Origin of the sequence: Micrococcus sp. HMSC067E09, from assembly GCF_001812555.1 — a bacterium.
In the GTDB taxonomy this organism is placed as follows: Bacteria; Actinomycetota; Actinomycetes; order Actinomycetales; family Micrococcaceae; genus Micrococcus; species Micrococcus lylae.
The window spans coordinates 56,982-72,716 of record NZ_KV809417.1 but is presented as its reverse complement, the minus strand read 5'-3'; the positions used below and the strand labels follow the sequence as shown (position 1 = coordinate 72,716).

Genomic DNA, 15,735 nt, shown 5'->3' with positions numbered 1-15,735 from the left:
AGCAGGCAGAGGAAGGCGGAGGCATCGTGCGCATCTCCGTGATCGGCACCGGCTACCTGGGCGCCACGCACGCCGCGTGCATGGCCGAGCTCGGCTTCGAGGTGATCGGCGTGGACATCGATCCTGCCAAGATCGAGCGTCTGGCCCGCGGTGAGCTCCCCTTCCACGAGCCCGGCCTGGCGGAGCTGATCGTCAAGCACGTGGAGTCCGGTCGGCTGCACTTCACCACGGACTATGCGGAGGTCGGCGGCTGGGCGGACGTGCACTTCATCGGCGTCGGCACCCCGCAGCGCAGCGGCGAGCATGCCGCGGACATGCGCTACGTGGACGCGGCCCTGACCTCGCTGGCCGAGTCGATTTCGAAGGACGCCCTGATCGTGGGCAAGTCCACCGTGCCCGTGGGCACCGCGGACCGCCTCGCCGGGCTGCTGGCACAGCTGCGTGCGGCCAACGGCCTGCCCGGCACCGTGGAGCTGGCCTGGAATCCGGAGTTCCTGCGCGAGGGCTTCGCCGTGAAGGACACCCTGACCCCGGACCGGATCGTGGTGGGCGTGGCCTCCGAGCACGCCGAGCAGGTGCTGCGGGAGGTCTACGCCGCTCCCCTGGCGGCCGACACCCCGTGGATCGCCACCGACTTCCCCACCGCCGAGCTGGTGAAGGTCGCCGCCAACGCGTTCCTGGCCACGAAGATCAGCTTCATCAACGCGTTCTCCGAGATCACCGAGGCGGTGGGCGGCGACATCCGCACCCTCGCCGACGCCATCGGCCATGACGCCCGCATCGGCCGCCGCTTCCTCAACGCCGGCGTGGGCTTCGGCGGCGGCTGCCTGCCGAAGGACATCCGCGCCCTGCAGGCGCGGGCGGCCGAGCTGGGTCTGACCTCGACCATGCGCTTTCTGTCCGAGATGGACGCCATCAACCTGCGCCGCCGTGAGCGCGTGGTGGACCTCGCCGTGGACGTGCTCGCCGCGGACGCCGGCCACCGCAGGGCCGCCCCGGTCCAGGCGCTGCAGGGTGCCCGCATCGCGATCCTCGGCGTCGCCTTCAAGCCGGACTCGGACGACGTGCGCGACTCCCCCGCCCTGGACGTCGCCAACCGCCTCTACACGCTCGGCGCGGACACCGCTGTCTACGACCCTGAGGCCAATGCCAACGCCGCCGCCCGCTTCCCGCGCCTGGACTACGTGGACTCGGTCGAGGAGGCCCTGCGGGACGCCGACCTGGCGATCCTGCTCACCGAGTGGCGCGAGTTCCGGGAGCTGGACCCCGCCCGCGTGACCGAGCTCATGGCCACCCCTCGCCTGATCGACGGCCGCAACGTCCTCGATCGGGACGCCTGGGCGGCGGCCGGCGTCCCGGTCGTGGGCATGGGGCAGAAGGTGGTGCACGGCGCCCCCGCCTGAGCCTGACCGAAGCCCACGACGAGGGACCTTCCCGACGACGGCGGCCCGGGCGGCCGTCCCGCCGGACGCTGCCGCAGACAGCGCACAACGACGACGCCCCGCCCTGTCACCCGGATAGGGTGCCCTCGCACTGTGCCTGCGGTGCGTTCAGACGAGGCGGGCGCCGCGGGCACCGATCTCGGCCACGGCGCGGCGACCGGCCGCTGCGTTGCCGCGCACCAGGCGGTCGCGGGACGCCGGCGCCCCGGCGGCGTTGACGACGAACGCGGTGCGCATCAGGTCCAACTCCTTGGCGAACACCTGGTCCCAGCCGGCCTGCCAGTACGGGCGGCCGATGTAGGTGAACGCGAAGGCGCGCTCGCCGTCACGCGAACACAGTGCGAGGGAGACGGAGCCGAAGCCTGCGCCGTCGTGGCCGACGAGGACCTCGTCGGCGTACTCCGGGGCTGGGTCCGGCACGAGGAACAGCCCGTAGCCGTAGCCGGCCTGGACGGCCGGGCCGACGGGGGTGACCATGAGGTCCACGGTCTGCTGCGAGACCAGCTCGCCCCGCATGAGGGCCTGATAGAAGCGGGTGACGTCCGCGGCGGTGGTGTTCACCGCGGCGGCGGAGGCGAAGATCGACTGATCGATGGTCTCGAGGGCCTTGGCCTCGTGCGGACGCACGGCGGCGTCCTGCATCTCGGCGCCGCGGACGAGGGTGCCGTGCTCGAGGCGGGTGCGGTGCATGCCGGCCGGGCGGAAGACGCGGTCCCGGATGAGCTCAGGCATCCGGCGGCCGGTGACGGCCTCGACCATCATCTCCACCACCACGTAGCCCGTGTTGGAGTAGCCGTAGTCGGCGCCGGGCTCGAACCACCAGTCGGCCTGCTTCGCCAACTCGACGAGCTCACGCTGGCCGTAGTGGCGGGAGACGACCTCAGCGAGCTCGTCGAGATCCAGGTCGAAGAGGGACTGGCCGCGCATGATCACCCAGATGGCGTCCGGCATGCCGGAGGTGTGGTTCAGGAGCATCGAGAGGGTGACCTCATCCTCGTGCTCCGGCCACAGGCCGGGCAGGACCTCGCCGAGCGTGGAGTCCAGGGACAGGGTGCCGCGCTCGACCTCCTGCATGGCGACGGTGGCGACCATCCCCTTGGTGACCGAGGCGATGCGTGCCACCGAGTTCGCCCGCGCCGGGGCGTTGGCGTGCAGGCCGCGGGTGCCGGAGGCGGTGTCGAAGCGGCCCGCCGGACCCACCACGGAGCAGACGGCGCCGACGGCAGGCCACTGCACCACCGCGTCGAGGGCGTCCTGGATCGCCCGTTCATCCAGGCCGCGTCCGGAGTTCGGGTTCGGGCCCTTCGGAACGGCGGAGGCAGAGGAGGAAACGGTGGCAGGCAGCACCAGTCCGGCGAGGCCGGCCGTCATCCCCTGGGCGAACTGACGGCGGGTGGGGCTCATCGAGGCGTCCTTCCACGACATGTGATTTCGATCACTCTGGTGGGTCCGGTCACACTCTACCCCTGCCCTCCGTTCAGCCCGGAGCCGCGCTGTGCGCGGCCCACGCCGAGGACACCATCTGAGCGAGCGAGTGGCGCATGGCCCAGCCCAGGTCGGCCGCGGCCGCCGAGCCGTCCGCCACGATGCGCGCGGGGTCGCCGGGACGCCGCGGATGGACCTCCGGAAGCACGTCCGCACCGGTCTGGACCACGATCGCCTCGACGATCTGCCGCACGGAGGTGCCCGTGCCGGAGCCGAGGTTGTAGACGGGCCGCAGCCTTCGGCCCGCGGCCAGCCGACGTGCGGCCGTCACGTGGGCGGCGGCAAGGTCTGCCACGTGCACGTAGTCGCGCACGCACGTGCCGTCCTCGGTCGGGTAGTCGTCGCCGTTGATGCGCGGGACGCGACCCTCGGCGAGCGCGGTGAACACCAGCGGGAAGAGGTTGTGCGGGCTGGTGTCCGGCAGTTCGGGCGCACCGGAGCCCACGACGTTGAAGTAGCGCAGGGACGTGTGCCGGATGCCGCGGGCCCTGCCCTGGTCCGCGAGCAGCCACTCGCCGATGAGCTTGGACTCGCCGTAGGGCGACTCGGGTGCGGTGGGCGTGTCCTCGGTGACCGTGTCCACGTCCGGGGTGCCGTAGACCGCGGCCGAGGAGGAGAAGACGATCGCCTCCACCCCGGCGACCTCCATGGCCTGAAGCACCGCTGCGGTGCCCGCCACGTTGGTGCGGTAGGTCCGCAGCGGCTCGGAGACGGAGACCCCCGCATACTTGAATCCGGCCACATGGACCACGCCGGCCACGGACTGCTCGGCCATGAAGGCGGCGAGCGCCTCGACGTCGTTGACGTCGGCCTCCAGGAAGGGGACGCGCTCCGGGACGAACCTCCGGTGCCCGGTGGAGAGGTCGTCCACCACGGCGACGTCCATCCCCTCCGCCAGGAACGCGCGCACCACGTGCGCGCCGATGTAGCCGGCGCCTCCGGTGACGAGCCAGGTCATGGTTCCCTCCTCCCGTCCCGGCCTCGGTGCGGGAGCGGGCGCTCCCCGGCGGGACGACACCACCCTGCCTGCCGGGGATGAGGCCGCGGTGAGAGCGTCCGCGAGCTCGGCGCTCGGCGCGGCCGCGACGGCGGCGGGGAGCAGCCGACCCGGCGGTCACGAGCCCGTGGCACAGGCCCCGGAACGGCGACGGCGCCCGACCCCACGGAGGGGACGGACGCCGTCGTTCTCAGGCCGGGGGCGTCACTCGACGGTGACGGACTTGGCGAGATTGCGCGGCTGGTCCACGTCGTAGCCCTTGGCGGAGGAGAGCTCCAGCGCGAAGATCTGCAGCGGGACGGTGGTCAGCAGCGGCATGAGCATCGGCTGGGTCTCCGGGACCTCGAACACGTTCTCGGCGTAGGCCTCCACGGCGGTGTCGCCGCGCTCGGCCACCACGAAGGTGCGGGCGCCGCGGGCGCGGACCTCCTGGATGTTGGAGACGACCTTGGCGTGCAGCGAGTGGCGGTCCATCGGGGACGGCATCACCACGAAGACCGGCTGGCCCTCGTCGATCAGGGCGATCGGGCCGTGCTTCAGCTCGCCGGCCGCGAAGCCCTCGGCGTGGATGTAGGCGAGCTCCTTGAGCTTGAGCGCGCCCTCCATGGCCACCGGGTAGCCGACGTTGCGGCCGAGGAACAGCACCGAGGTGTCGTCCTTCATCGAGCGGGCCAGGTCCTTGATCTGCTGCTTGCGCTCGAGGATGTCCTCGATCTTCTTCGGGATCGCGGCCAGGTCCGCCAGGATGTCCTTGATCTGGCCGCTGAACAGCTTCTTGTTCAGCTGGGCCAGGTACAGGCCGAGCAGGTAGGCGGCGGTGATCTGCGCCAGGAACGCCTTGGTGGACGCCACGGCGATCTCCGGGCCGGCGTGCGTGTAGAGCACGGCGTCGGACTCGCGCGGGATCGTGGAGCCGTTGGTGTTGCAGATGGCGACCGTGCGGGCGCCCTGCTCCTTGGCGTAGCGGACCGCCATGAGCGTGTCCATGGTCTCGCCGGACTGGGAGATGGAGACGACCAGGGTGGTGGGGTCGATGATCGGGTCACGGTACCGGAACTCGTGGGAGAGCTCGACCTCGACCGGGATGCGGCACCAGTGCTCGATGGCGTACTTGGCGACCATGCCCGCGTAGGCGGAGGTGCCGCACGCCAGGACGATGATCTTGTTGACGGCCATGAGCTCCTCGGGCTCGATGCGCAGCTCGTCCAGGATGAGCTGGCCGGCGGCGTCGGTGCGGCCCAGCAGGGTGTCCGCGACAGCCTGGGGCTGGTCGTGGATCTCCTTCTCCATGAAGGTCTCGAAGCCGCCGTTCTCGGCCGCCGAGGCGTCCCAGTCGACGGTGAACTCCTTGCCCTGCGCCGGGTTGCCCTGGAAGTCGGTGATCTCGACGGCGTCCGCGGTGATGGTGACGACCTGGTCCTGGTCGAGCTCGATCGCCTGCTTGGTGAAGTCGATGAAGCCGGAGACGTCCGAGCCGAGGAAGTTCTCGCCCTCGCCCACACCCACCACGAGCGGGGAGTTGCGGCGGGAGGCGACCACCCGGTCCGGGGAGTCCACGTGCACGGCCAGCAGGGTGAAGGCGCCCTCGAAGCGGCGGGAGGCCAGCTGCATGGACGCGGTGAGGTCCCCGGCGCCCTCGTTGCGGTAGATGTCCCCGAGCACGGCGGCGGCCACCTCGGTGTCGGTCTCGGAGAGGAACTCGACGCCCTTGGCGAGCATCTCCTCCTTGAGCTCCGCGTAGTTCTCGATGATCCCGTTGTGGATCAGGGCGAGGCGGCCCTCGTCCGCCAGGTGCGGGTGGGCGTTCTGGTCGCTCGGGCCGCCGTGGGTGGCCCAACGGGTGTGGCCGATGCCCAGGCGGCTGGCCGGCACCGGGTGCTCCTCCAGCTCCTCAGCGAGGTTGGCCAGCTTGCCGGCCTTCTTGCAGTGGTACAGCTCACCGTCGGCGACGAGGGCCACGCCGGCCGAGTCGTAGCCGCGGTATTCCAGGCGACGCAGGCCCTCCATCAGGACGTCGAGAGCCGAGTGCTCACGTTCCGTCGAGGCGCTGCCGATGTATCCGACGATTCCACACATGGTCGGAACTCTACCGTGACTGCACCGTCCGTCACCCCTCCGCCGGGCGCGTCTGCATGCCGGGTGCCCAGGGTCACATGCGGTGCCGCGCACCCCGTCGCGGACGACGGGCCGTGACCGCACCGGCTCCGTGGCAGGATGGACAGGTGGACACCGACAACACCGACGACCATCCGGCGCCGCGCTCGTCGCGCCCGCAGGAGCATCACAGCTCCCCGTTCGTGGAGTTGGAACGTCAGACCTGGGCCCGCCTGGCCTCCGAGATGGCGCAGCCGTTCGACCAGGACGACGTCGAGCGCCTGCGCGGCCTCGGCGACGCCCTCTCCCTGAAGGAGGTCGCAGAGGTCTACCTCCCGCTGTCCCGCCTGCTGAGCATCAAGGTGGAGGCCGCCGCCTCCCTGCGCCGCGCCACGGACGAGTTCCTCGGCGAACACACCCGCCGCACCCCTTTCGTGATCGGTGTGGCCGGCTCGGTGGCCGTCGGCAAGTCCACCACAGCCCGCGTGCTGAAGGAGATGCTGCGCCGGTGGCCGAACACCCCGCGGGTGCAGCTGATCACCACGGACGGCTTCCTCTACCCCAACGCGGTGCTCCAGGAGCGGGGCCTCATGACGCGGAAGGGCTTTCCCGAGTCCTACGACCGCCGGGCACTGCTGCGCTTCGTGTCCGAGGTGAAGTCCGGCACCGAAGAGGTCACCGCGCCGGTGTACTCCCACTTCTCCTATGACATCGTCCCCGATCGCGTGGAGGTCGTCCGTCGGCCGGACGTGCTGATCGTGGAGGGGCTGAACGTGCTGGCGCCGCCGCGGGTGCGCGCCGACGGCACGACCGGCCTGTCCGTGTCCGACTTCTTCGACTTCTCCGTGTACGTGGACGCCCGCTCGGACTGGATCCGTGGCTGGTACCTCTCCCGGTTCCGGGACCTGCGCAAGGGCGCCTTCACGGACCCGCGCAGCTACTTCCACCGCTACGCGCAGATCCCGGAGGAGGAGGCGATGGGCATCGCGGAGAACCTCTGGGACACCATCAACGGCCCGAATCTGCAGCAGAACGTGTTGCCCACGCGCGGCCGCGCCGGGCTGGTGCTGACCAAGAACCGGGACCACCAGGTCTCCCGAGTGCTCCTGAGGAAGGTCTGAGCATGCCGCGGATGAGGACCACGACGGCGGCGCTCGTGCTGGCCGTGCTGCTCGCCGGGTGCTCCGGCCCGGAGGGCGCCCCGGCGCCCTCGTCGCCGCCCTCGTCCCGCCCGGCCTCCCCCAGGGCTGCCGGCGACTCCTCGCCGGCCCCGTCCCCCGAGTCGTCCTCGCCCGCGACGACGGCCCCCTCCGCTGCCGCATCGTCGCGCTCCTCCGGGTCGCCGACGCCTGCCCCGTCCTCGTCTGCAGCGCAGCGGTCGGAGCCCTCGGGGCCCTCGGAGCCGAGCCCCGCGGCACGGGACGTGGACAGCGCGGACTCGCCGACCGTCGTCGTGAACAAGGCCCGACCGCTCGATCCCGGGGACTACGCGCCGGGCTCCCTGGAATCCGTGGACGGGGTGCCGCTGCGCCCCGAGGCCGCAGCGGCGCTCGAGGACCTGCGGGCCGAGGCCGCAGCGGCCGGCCATCACCTCACCGTCCTCAGCGGCTACCGCTCCTACGGCAGGCAGCAGCAGGTCTACGCCGGCTGGGTCAGCCACCACGGCAGCGCTGAGGCCGCGGACCGGATCTCCGCGCGCCCGGGTCACTCCGAGCACCAGACCGGCCTCGCCGTGGACCTCGGCGACGCCGCCACACCCGACTGCGATCTCGACGCCTGCTTCGGCACGACGCCCGCAGGCCGCTGGGTCGCCGTCCACGCCCACGAACACGGCTTCGTCGTCCGCTATCCGGAGGGCGCGGAGCAGGTCACCGGCTTCTCCGCCGAACCCTGGCACCTGCGCTGGCTCGGGGCGGAGGCCGCCGCGCAGGTGCACGCCGGCGGCGGCGTCGTGGAGACCGTCTTCGGCCTGCCGGACGCCCCCGGCTACCGCGGCTGACGACCACGGCCACCGTCCTGATTCATCCCGGCCGGACCCGGGGAGATGCCGAACCCCGAGATCGGTGTGACGACCGTCAACACCCCCTGGGGCCGACTGTGTCCAGAACCACCTGTTTCCGCCTCCCTGCAAGGTCTGGTGGCGGCCTATGATTCTTCTCATGCTTCAGGGTTTCAAGGACTTCATCATGAAGGGCAACGTCATCGACCTTGCCGTGGCCGTCGTCATGGGCGGTGCCTTCGGCGCCGTCGTGAACGCTCTCGTCGAGGCGGTCCTCATGCCGCTCATCGCCGCGCTCGTCGGCTCCCCGAACTTCGACGACTTCGCCGTTCTCGACATCAACGGCGTGGCCGTCAAGTTCGGTGTGCTGCTCACCGCGATCGTCAACTTCCTGCTCATCGCCGCCGCCATCTACTTCGTCGTCGTCATGCCGATGAACAAGATGATCGAGCGCCGCAACCGCAGGCTGGGCATCGACCCGGAGGTCGAGGAGCTGACCCCGGACCAGGCTCTGCTGACCGAGATCCGCGACCTGCTGTCCACCCAGCGCGGCGGATCCATCAACGGCGAGCCGCGTCCCTGACTCATCCCCTTCCCCCCAGACCGCGGGGCCCGCTCGATCTGCACGGATCGGCCGGGCCCCTTTCTTCTCCGCTGTGACAGTGCGGAGCCTCCGACGCGCCGACGGCCGGTCATCTCCACACGGGAGGTGACCGGCCGTCGTCGGGGTCGTCCGCCCCTCAGGGACCGTCAGGGCGCCGAGTCCGGGTCCTTGCCGCGCGGCTGGTCGCCCCGGTCCAGGCAGGGCGCCCAGGAGATCCGCGGCGTCTCCCCGCACTGGGGCAGCTTCGTCACGGCGAAGGCCGCGACGAGCAGGGCGGCCACCAGCAGGGTGAGGCTGACCAGCAGAGCCCAGCGGTGCGGCGGCCCGTCCGGGACCACCGGCACCTGATCGTCGCGGAGCTGCTCCGAAGCCACGTCAGTGGTGCAGGGCGAGCTCGCGCTTGACGACCTCGGCCAGCTCCTCCGCCTCGCGGCGCGCGACGCCTTCGTCCGGGGCCTCCACCATCACGCGGACGACCGGCTCGGTGCCGGAGGGACGGAGCAGGACGCGGCCCTCGGAGCCGAGGCGCGCCATGGCGGTGGAGACGGCCGCCTGAACCTCCGGGTCCTCGGCCGTGCGGGACTTGTCCACGCCGGAGACGTTGATGAGCACCTGCGGCAGGTGCTCCATGACCGTGGCGAGCTCGGACAGACGCTTGCCGGTGCCCGCCACCCGGGCCGCGATCTGCAGGCCGGTCAGGACGCCGTCGCCGGTCGTGGCGTAGTCGGAGAAGATCACGTGGCCGGACTGCTCGCCGCCCAGGGAGTACGCTCCGTGCTTCATGCCCGCCAGCACGTAGCGGTCTCCCACGCGGGTCTCCACGACGCGCACGCCGGCCTCACGCATGGCCAGCTTCAGGCCGAGGTTGGACATGACGGTGACCACCAGGGTGTCGTCCTTGAGCGCACCGCGGTCCTTGAGCGCGAGCGCCATCATGCCCATGATCTGGTCGCCGTCGACAACCTCGCCGTTCTCGTCCACGGCCAGGCAGCGGTCTGCGTCGCCGTCGTGGGCGATGCCGAGGTCCGCGCCGTGCTCCTTCACGGCGGCCTGCAGGGATTCCAGGTGGGTGGAGCCGCAGCCGTCGTTGATGTTCACACCGTCCGGGTCTGCGCCGATCACGATCACCTCCGCACCGGCGCCCTTGAAGGCCTCCGGCGAACAGCCCGAGGCGGCACCGTGGGCGCAGTCGAGGACGACCTTCAGGCCCTCGAGGCGGTTCGGCAGCGAGGTGAGCAGGTGGAGGACGTAGCGGTCCTCCGCGTCGGAGAAGCGGCGCACACGGCCGACCTCGGCGCCGGTGGGACGGAGGGGCTCATCCTGCTCCAGCCGCTGCTGGATGGCGTCCTCCTCCTCGTCCGAGAGCTTCTCGCCGCCACGGGCCAGGAACTTGATGCCGTTGTCCGGGGCGGGGTTGTGGGAGGCGGAGATCATCACGCCGAAGTCCGCGTCCAGGTCCGCCACGAGGAAGGCCGCGGCCGGGGTCGGCAGCACGCCGGCGTCCCAGACGTCCACGCCCGAGGAGGCCAGGCCGGCGACGACGGCGGCGTTGATGAACTCACCGCTGATGCGGGGGTCGCGGGCCACGACGGCGGTGGGGCGCCGCCCGCCCTCGAAGGCGTCGCCGCCGAGCACGGGGGCTGCGGCCTGGGCCAGGCGCATGGACAGTTCCACAGTGAGGGTCTCGTTGGCCAGGCCACGGACGCCGTCGGTTCCGAACAATCTAGTCATGATGCACGTCAGTCTACGTCCCCCGTGCCCGCGCGGAAGGCCTGCGCGGCGCATCAGAACCTCCCGCCGCCCGCCTCCGGACCCGGCACCAGGACGTCGCACACCTCACGGTCCGGGTCCGCCTGGAACCACGGCGCCGCCGGAGCGGACGCGGTACCATGGGCGGTTGAACCATGCCGTCGGCGGCGGTGGGCTTGACCTTCCGTCCGCTTGCGGCCCGTCCCGATCCCCTTTCGGAAGGCACCGACACATGGCGGAGGACCGCGAGAGCACCACCGAGCGCCCCTGGCGACGGAGGACGGTGCTCGGCACCACCGGACTCGCCCTGGCCGGCACACTCGCCGCGTGCACCGACGGCGACACCGGCAGTGAGACCGGTGGCGAGGCACGGCCTGCCGGCGAGTCCGTCATGACGGACCCCACCGAGGAGCGTCGGAAGCTGCCGCAGCCGACCATCATCTCGACGGCGGAGTGGGGCGCCACCCAGCCGCGCTCCCACCTTCAGACCATCAACGAGCACCCCTCGTACCTGGTCATCCACCACACGACCACCCCGAACGTCACCGACGGCTCCCGCGAGGCCGCGATCGACCTCGCCCGCCGCGTGCAGAACGGCCACGTGGGCCAGGGGTGGGGTGACTCCGGCCAGCACTTCACGATGTCCCGCGGCGGCCATATCCTCGAGGCCCGCCACGGCTCGAAGAACGCCCTCGAGACCGGCGAGACCTTCATGCTCGGCATCCACGCCCTGGGCTTCAATGCCTATGCGCTCGGCATCGAGTGCGAGGGCATCTACATGGTGAACCCGCCGCCGCAGAGCCTGTACGAGGGCCTCGTCCACCTGTGCGCGTTCATCTGCCAGCAGTACGACCTGCCCCCGAAGCGCATCATCGGTCACCGCGACCTGGTGAAGACCAGCTGCTGCGGCGATGCCTTCTACGCGAAGCTGCCGATCCTGCGCGATGACGTCCGCCGGTCTCTCGAGGCCGGCGAGTACCACGTGTCCGAGGGCTTCGGCGCGGACAATCTCCTGGACGACACCCACGTCGACCAGGACTACCTCGACAGCCTCTGAGCCTGCCCCGGCAGGACGCACGACGGCGCCCCTCCCCCGCCGCCGCGGAGGGAGGGGCGCCGTCGTTGCTGCGCAACGCCTCCGGGACGTTCCGCCGGCGTTCAGCTCAGCGCACGCGCGGGAACGCGCCGTGACCGGTGTCCTCGTTCACCTCGGACAGCTCGGTGGCCGAGGCGCAGATCAGCGGATCCGGAGTCCGCACGATCGACTCGTCCTTGTTCGGGTACGGGAGGGTGTTGAGCACGTGGCGGATGGCCTCGAGGCGGGCCCGCTTCTTGTCGTTCGACTTCACGACCGTCCACGGCGCGTCGGCCGTGTGGGTGTAGAAGAACATGGCCTCCTTCGCCATGGTGTAGTCGTCCCACTTGTCCAGGGAGGCCAGGTCGGTCGGGGACAGCTTCCAGCGGCGGACCGGGTCGGTCTCACGGGTGGCGAAGCGGTTCAACTGCTCGTTGCGGGACACGGAGAACCAGAACTTGATGATGTGGATGCCGGAGTTCACCAGCATCCGCTCCAGCTCCGGGGTCTCCCGCATGAACTCCAGGTACTGCTGAGCGGTGCAGTAGCCCATCACCCGCTCCACTCCGGCGCGGTTGTACCAGGAGCGGTCCATCATGACGATCTCGCCGCCTGAGGGCAGGTGCTGGATGTAGCGCTGGAAGTACCACTGCGAGGCCTCCTCCTCCGTGGGCTTCTCCAGCGCCACCGTGCGCGCACCGCGCGGGTTGAGGTGCTCGTTGAAGCGCTTGATGGCACCGCCCTTGCCGGCGGCGTCGCGGCCCTCGAAGATGATCAGGACCTTCTGGCCGGTCTCCTTGACCCACAGCTGCATCTTCAGCAGCTCGATCTGGAGCTGACGCTTGCGCCTCTCATAGGTCTTGCGGTCGAGCTTCTTGTCATAGGGGTAGCCCTCGCGCCACGCGTTCTTGTCCAGCTGCGGCAGGGCGGCGCTCGGGTCGAGCTTGCGCCCGAGCTCGGCGAGCTCGTCGAGCTCGGCGGCGTAGTCCTCGGTGACGGCGAAGGCCTTCCGGTCCTGCCCGGACTCCATCTGGTGGCCGCCGGCGACGACGTCCTTGTTCTCGGCATCGCCCTTCTCGGACGACTTCGGGGTGGGCGTGCTGTTCTCGGCCACGGGCGGCTCCTCGGTGCTCCGGTCGGCAGGGCTCGCGTCGACTCCACGCACTGGCCTGTGCGGACGGTCCGGACGCGCTCATCCCGTCACGGCGCCTCTGCCGCGACGGCGGTCATTTTACTCCTCCTCGCCTGGACATGTGGGGTTTCTGTGTCCTCCACCACCAACCGGCTAGCATGGCACGACCGTCCTCCCCCGTGCCCACGCGGAGGTCGACGGCCATCGCACCCGACATGAGGAGACCCATGGTCACGCACCGTCAACGTCCATCCCCCCGGCGACGTCCTGCCGCGCCCCTCGTCCTGCTCGGCGTCCTCCTCGCCCTGTTCCTCTCGGCCTGCACCGCCGGCGGGGACACCGACTCCGGCGGAGCCGCGGACGGCCCCACCTACACGATCGGCACCGACTCCACCTTCGCACCCTTCGAGTTCCGAGGGCCGGACGGCGAGCTGACCGGCATCGACGTCGACCTCATGGAGGCGATCGCCGAGAAGCAGGGCTTCCAGGTCGAATGGGAGTCCATCGGGTTCAACGCCGCACTGCAGGCACTGTCCTCCGACCAGGTCGACGGCGTGATCGCCGGCATGGGCATCACCGATGAGCGTGCACAGGTCTACGACTTCTCCGACCCCTACTTCACGTCCGAGCTGCAGCTCGCCGTGCCGGAGGGCAACGACGAGATCACGTCGTGGGAGGACCTCGAGGGCAAGACCGTCGCGGTGAAGACCGGTTCCCTCTCCGAGGACGAGGCCAAGAAGAAGCAGGAGGAGATCGACTTCGAGCTCACCTCCCTGGACCAGAGCACCACGATGGTGCAGACCGTGAAGACCGGAAACGCGGACGCCCTCATGGACGACCGTCCCGTGCTGGCCTACGGGGTCACCCAGGGCTCCGGCCTGAAGCTGGTCGCCGAGCCCATCAACACGGGCAACTACGGATTCGCCGTCAACAAGGGCATGAACGAGCAGCTCCTCGCCGACTTCAACGCCGGTCTGGCCGAGCTGAAGGAGTCCGGCGAGTACGACGAGATCGTCGCCGAATACCTCGGCGACGCGGCCGGCGACGGCACCCCTGAGCCGCCGTCGTTCTTCGAGATGCTCACGCAGATCATGCCTGCCCTGCTCAAGGGCCTCCAGAACACCCTGCTGGTCACGGGCATCGCCTTCCTCGCCGCCATGGCCCTCGGCCTGCTCTTCGGCTTCATGAAGGTCTCCGGCAACGTCCTGCTGCGCGGCATCGCCAACATCTTCATCAACGTCTTCCGAGGCACGCCGCTGCTGGTGTGGGCCTTCTTCTTCTACTTCGGGCTCCCCGGCATCATCGGCGTCCCCGTGAACATCTGGGTCGCCGGCGTGCTGACACTCGCACTCAACGGAGCCGCCTACATCGCCGAGATCGTCCGCGGAGGAATCCAGTCCGTGGACGCGGGCCAGGCCGAGGCGGCGCGCTCCCTCGGCCTGGGATACGGCAAGACCATGCGCCGCGTGGTCCTCCCCCAGGCGTTCACCATCATGACGCCGTCCCTCATCAACCAGCTGATCATCATGCTGAAGGACTCCTCGCTGCTGCTGGCCATCGGCTTCGCCGAGCTGCTGTACCAGGCCCAGCAGGTGTACGCGTCCAACTTCCGTGTGACCGAGGTGCTGCTCATCGTGGCCGCGATCTACTTCGTGGCCATCTGGCTCCTCACACAGCTGGCGAACTTCGTGGAGAGGAAGATCAACAAGTGAAGGCTCCCGTGAACGACACCCGACCCCGCCCGGAGGCAGAGTCCGCCGCCCCCAAGATCGTGGTGGAGGACCTGCACAAGCACTTCGGCGACAACGAGGTCCTCAAGGGCATCGACGCGACCGTGGCGGAGGGAGAGGTCGTCTGTGTGATCGGCCCCTCGGGGTCCGGCAAGTCGACGTTCCTGCGCTGCCTGAACCGGCTGGAGGACCTCACCTCCGGGCGCGTGCTGATCGGGGACGACGACCTCTCGGACGCCTCCGTTGACATCGACGAGGTCCGTCGACGCATCGGCATGGTGTTCCAGCACTTCAACCTCTTCCCCCACCTCAGCGTCGAGGAGAACATCACGCTGGCCCCCGTCGAGCTCGGGCTGGCGACGAAGCAGGAGGCTCGCGCCACCGCTCAGCGGCTCCTGGAGCGCGTCGGGCTCGGGGACAAGGCCCAGGCACGCCCCCGATCACTCTCGGGCGGGCAGAAGCAGCGCGTCGCGATCGCCCGCGCACTGGCCATGAGCCCGGAGGTCATGCTCTTCGACGAGGCGACCTCCGCCCTCGACCCGGAGATGGTGGGCGAAGTGCTGCAGGTCATCCGTGACCTGGCCGACGAGGGCATGACGATGGTGCTGGTGACGCACGAGATGGGCTTCGCCCGCGAGGTCGCCGATCGCGTCATGTTCATGGCGGACGGACGGATCATGGAGCAGGACGTGCCCGAGCGCATCTTCGATGCGCCGCAGACCCCACGGCTCCAGGAGTTCCTCTCCAAGGTGCTCTGAAGGCACCCTGCGGCGGACGGCGGCGGCCCCCGTCGGGGGTCGCCGCCGCAGGCCCCGGACACGGCCGTGGCCGGCCACCCCAGACGGGGTGACCGGCCACGGTCTGCTGTGCCGGCGAAGCGGCCGGTCCGTCGCGGAGAGCCGGACCTGCCCCTCGCGGCGGCGAGGATCAGCGCTTCGAGTACTGCGGGGCCTTGCGGGCCTTCTTCAGGCCGGCCTTCTTGCGCTCGATGATGCGGGCGTCGCGGGTCAGGAAGCCGGCCTTCTTCAGGGCCGGGCGGTTGTGCTCGCGATCGATCTCGTTCAGCGCACGGGAGATGCCCAGGCGCAGCGCACCGGCCTGGCCGGAGGGGCCGCCGCCGTGGATGCGGGCGATGACGTCGTAGGCGCCCTCGAGCTCCAGCAGGGTGAAGGGGTCGTTGACCTCCTGCTGGTGCAGCTTGTTCGGGAAGTAGCTGTCCAGGGTGCGGCCGTTGATGGTCCACTGGCCGGAGCCCGGGACGACGCGGACGCGGGCCACGGCCTCCTTGCGGCGGCCCACGGCGGAGCCGGCGACGGTGAGGGCCGGGCGCTCGGTGGCGGCCGGGGCGTCGGAGGTCTGAGCGGACTCGGAGGTGTAGCTGGTCAGCTCCGCGCCCTCGTTCTCATTGATGGTCATGGGGTCTCCTTG

At 70.4% G+C, this 15,735-nt stretch carries 14 protein-coding genes; 7 read left to right on the top strand and 7 right to left on the bottom strand.

The annotated features are described in order from the left end of the window. Nucleotides 1–26 precede the first annotated feature (26 nt). Nucleotides 27–1,403, top strand: coding sequence for a UDP-glucose dehydrogenase family protein (locus tag HMPREF2863_RS02100; RefSeq protein WP_070637583.1), 1,377 nt, complete (start codon nt 27–29; stop codon nt 1,401–1,403). Between the two features lie 147 nt (nt 1,404–1,550). On the opposite strand, the gene HMPREF2863_RS02095 is transcribed toward HMPREF2863_RS02100, so the two are convergent. From HMPREF2863_RS02095 to glmS, 3 genes are all read right to left on the bottom strand, one after another. Beyond that, on the bottom strand, nt 1,551–2,846 hold the full coding sequence (locus HMPREF2863_RS02095) for a serine hydrolase domain-containing protein (RefSeq protein ID WP_070637581.1): 1,296 nt from the start codon (nt 2,844–2,846) through the stop codon (nt 1,551–1,553). A gap of 73 nt (nt 2,847–2,919) precedes the next feature. Next, on the bottom strand, nt 2,920–3,885 hold the full coding sequence (gene galE, locus HMPREF2863_RS02090) for a UDP-glucose 4-epimerase GalE (protein ID WP_070637580.1): 966 nt from the start codon (nt 3,883–3,885) through the stop codon (nt 2,920–2,922). A 243-nt stretch (nt 3,886–4,128) separates the two neighbouring features. Beyond that, a complete protein-coding gene (gene glmS / locus HMPREF2863_RS02085; protein WP_070637577.1) occupies nt 4,129–6,000 on the bottom strand; it encodes a glutamine--fructose-6-phosphate transaminase (isomerizing) in 1,872 nt (623 codons plus the stop codon). A gap of 146 nt (nt 6,001–6,146) precedes the next feature. Here glmS and coaA point away from each other — a divergent pair, with 146 nt between their 5' ends. The 3 genes from coaA (at nt 6,147) to mscL (ending at nt 8,600) form a co-directional block, all read left to right on the top strand. Next, nucleotides 6,147–7,139, top strand: a complete 993-nt coding sequence (gene coaA / locus HMPREF2863_RS02080) for a type I pantothenate kinase (RefSeq protein ID WP_070637575.1) — start codon at nt 6,147–6,149, stop codon at nt 7,137–7,139. Nucleotides 7,140–7,150: 11 nt separating this feature from the next. Continuing rightward, nucleotides 7,151–8,017: a M15 family metallopeptidase gene (locus tag HMPREF2863_RS02075; protein WP_083315177.1), complete on the top strand. Its 867-nt coding sequence runs from the start codon at nt 7,151–7,153 to the stop codon at nt 8,015–8,017. Between the two features lie 160 nt (nt 8,018–8,177). Next, a complete protein-coding gene (gene mscL, locus HMPREF2863_RS02070) occupies nt 8,178–8,600 on the top strand; it encodes a large conductance mechanosensitive channel protein MscL (RefSeq protein WP_070637571.1) in 423 nt (140 codons plus the stop codon). Between the two features lie 167 nt (nt 8,601–8,767). Here mscL and HMPREF2863_RS02065 read toward each other — a convergent pair whose 3' ends face one another. Together HMPREF2863_RS02065 and glmM are read right to left on the bottom strand one after the other, a co-directional pair. Beyond that, a complete protein-coding gene (locus HMPREF2863_RS02065; protein ID WP_067188367.1) occupies nt 8,768–8,995 on the bottom strand; it encodes a hypothetical protein in 228 nt (75 codons plus the stop codon). Between the two features lies 1 nt (nt 8,996). Then, nucleotides 8,997–10,352: a phosphoglucosamine mutase gene (gene glmM / locus HMPREF2863_RS02060; RefSeq protein WP_210386712.1), complete on the bottom strand. Its 1,356-nt coding sequence runs from the start codon at nt 10,350–10,352 to the stop codon at nt 8,997–8,999. A gap of 250 nt (nt 10,353–10,602) precedes the next feature. Here glmM and HMPREF2863_RS02055 point away from each other — a divergent pair, with 250 nt between their 5' ends. Beyond that, on the top strand, nt 10,603–11,427 hold the full coding sequence (locus tag HMPREF2863_RS02055) for a peptidoglycan recognition protein family protein (protein WP_070637567.1): 825 nt from the start codon (nt 10,603–10,605) through the stop codon (nt 11,425–11,427). A 106-nt stretch (nt 11,428–11,533) separates the two neighbouring features. On the opposite strand, the gene ppk2 is transcribed toward HMPREF2863_RS02055, so the two are convergent. After that, the gene (gene ppk2 / locus HMPREF2863_RS02050) at nt 11,534–12,475 is read right to left on the bottom strand and encodes a polyphosphate kinase 2 (protein WP_087133616.1); all 942 of its coding nucleotides are present in this window, start codon (nt 12,473–12,475) and stop codon (nt 11,534–11,536) included. A 329-nt stretch (nt 12,476–12,804) separates the two neighbouring features. Here ppk2 and HMPREF2863_RS02045 point away from each other — a divergent pair, with 329 nt between their 5' ends. Both HMPREF2863_RS02045 and HMPREF2863_RS02040 read left to right on the top strand, forming a co-directional pair. Next, nucleotides 12,805–14,289, top strand: a complete 1,485-nt coding sequence (locus tag HMPREF2863_RS02045; protein WP_070637565.1) for an amino acid ABC transporter substrate-binding protein/permease — start codon at nt 12,805–12,807, stop codon at nt 14,287–14,289. Beyond that, on the top strand, nt 14,286–15,065 hold the full coding sequence (locus HMPREF2863_RS02040; RefSeq protein ID WP_280642902.1) for an amino acid ABC transporter ATP-binding protein: 780 nt from the start codon (nt 14,286–14,288) through the stop codon (nt 15,063–15,065). Before HMPREF2863_RS02045 ends, HMPREF2863_RS02040 begins: the two co-directional genes overlap by 4 nt. A 169-nt stretch (nt 15,066–15,234) precedes the next feature. Here the strand turns inward: HMPREF2863_RS02040 and rpsI are convergent, their stop codons facing one another. Further along, nucleotides 15,235–15,723 (bottom strand): 30S ribosomal protein S9, encoded by a 489-nt coding sequence (rpsI, locus tag HMPREF2863_RS02035; protein WP_067188383.1) that lies wholly within the window; start codon nt 15,721–15,723, stop codon nt 15,235–15,237. Nucleotides 15,724–15,735: the final 12 nt, after the last annotated feature.

Bases quoted from the DNA above. Each gene is read 5' to 3' on its own strand.
- HMPREF2863_RS02095 (WP_070637581.1), bottom strand. From the start codon at position 2,846: ATGAGCCCCACCCGCCGTCAGTTCGCCCAGGGGATGACGGCCGGCCTC.
- rpsI (WP_067188383.1), bottom strand. From the start codon at position 15,723: ATGACCATCAATGAGAACGAGGGCGCGGAGCTGACCAGCTACACCTCC.
- ppk2 (WP_087133616.1), bottom strand. From the start codon at position 12,475: ATGGAGTCCGGGCAGGACCGGAAGGCCTTCGCCGTCACCGAGGACTAC.
- HMPREF2863_RS02045 (WP_070637565.1), top strand. From the start codon at position 12,805: ATGGTCACGCACCGTCAACGTCCATCCCCCCGGCGACGTCCTGCCGCG.
- glmS (WP_070637577.1), bottom strand. From the start codon at position 6,000: ATGTGTGGAATCGTCGGATACATCGGCAGCGCCTCGACGGAACGTGAG.
- galE (WP_070637580.1), bottom strand. From the start codon at position 3,885: ATGACCTGGCTCGTCACCGGAGGCGCCGGCTACATCGGCGCGCACGTG.
- mscL (WP_070637571.1), top strand. From the start codon at position 8,178: ATGCTTCAGGGTTTCAAGGACTTCATCATGAAGGGCAACGTCATCGAC.
- glmM (WP_210386712.1), bottom strand. From the start codon at position 10,352: ATGACTAGATTGTTCGGAACCGACGGCGTCCGTGGCCTGGCCAACGAG.
- HMPREF2863_RS02075 (WP_083315177.1), top strand. From the start codon at position 7,151: ATGAGGACCACGACGGCGGCGCTCGTGCTGGCCGTGCTGCTCGCCGGG.
- HMPREF2863_RS02055 (WP_070637567.1), top strand. From the start codon at position 10,603: ATGGCGGAGGACCGCGAGAGCACCACCGAGCGCCCCTGGCGACGGAGG.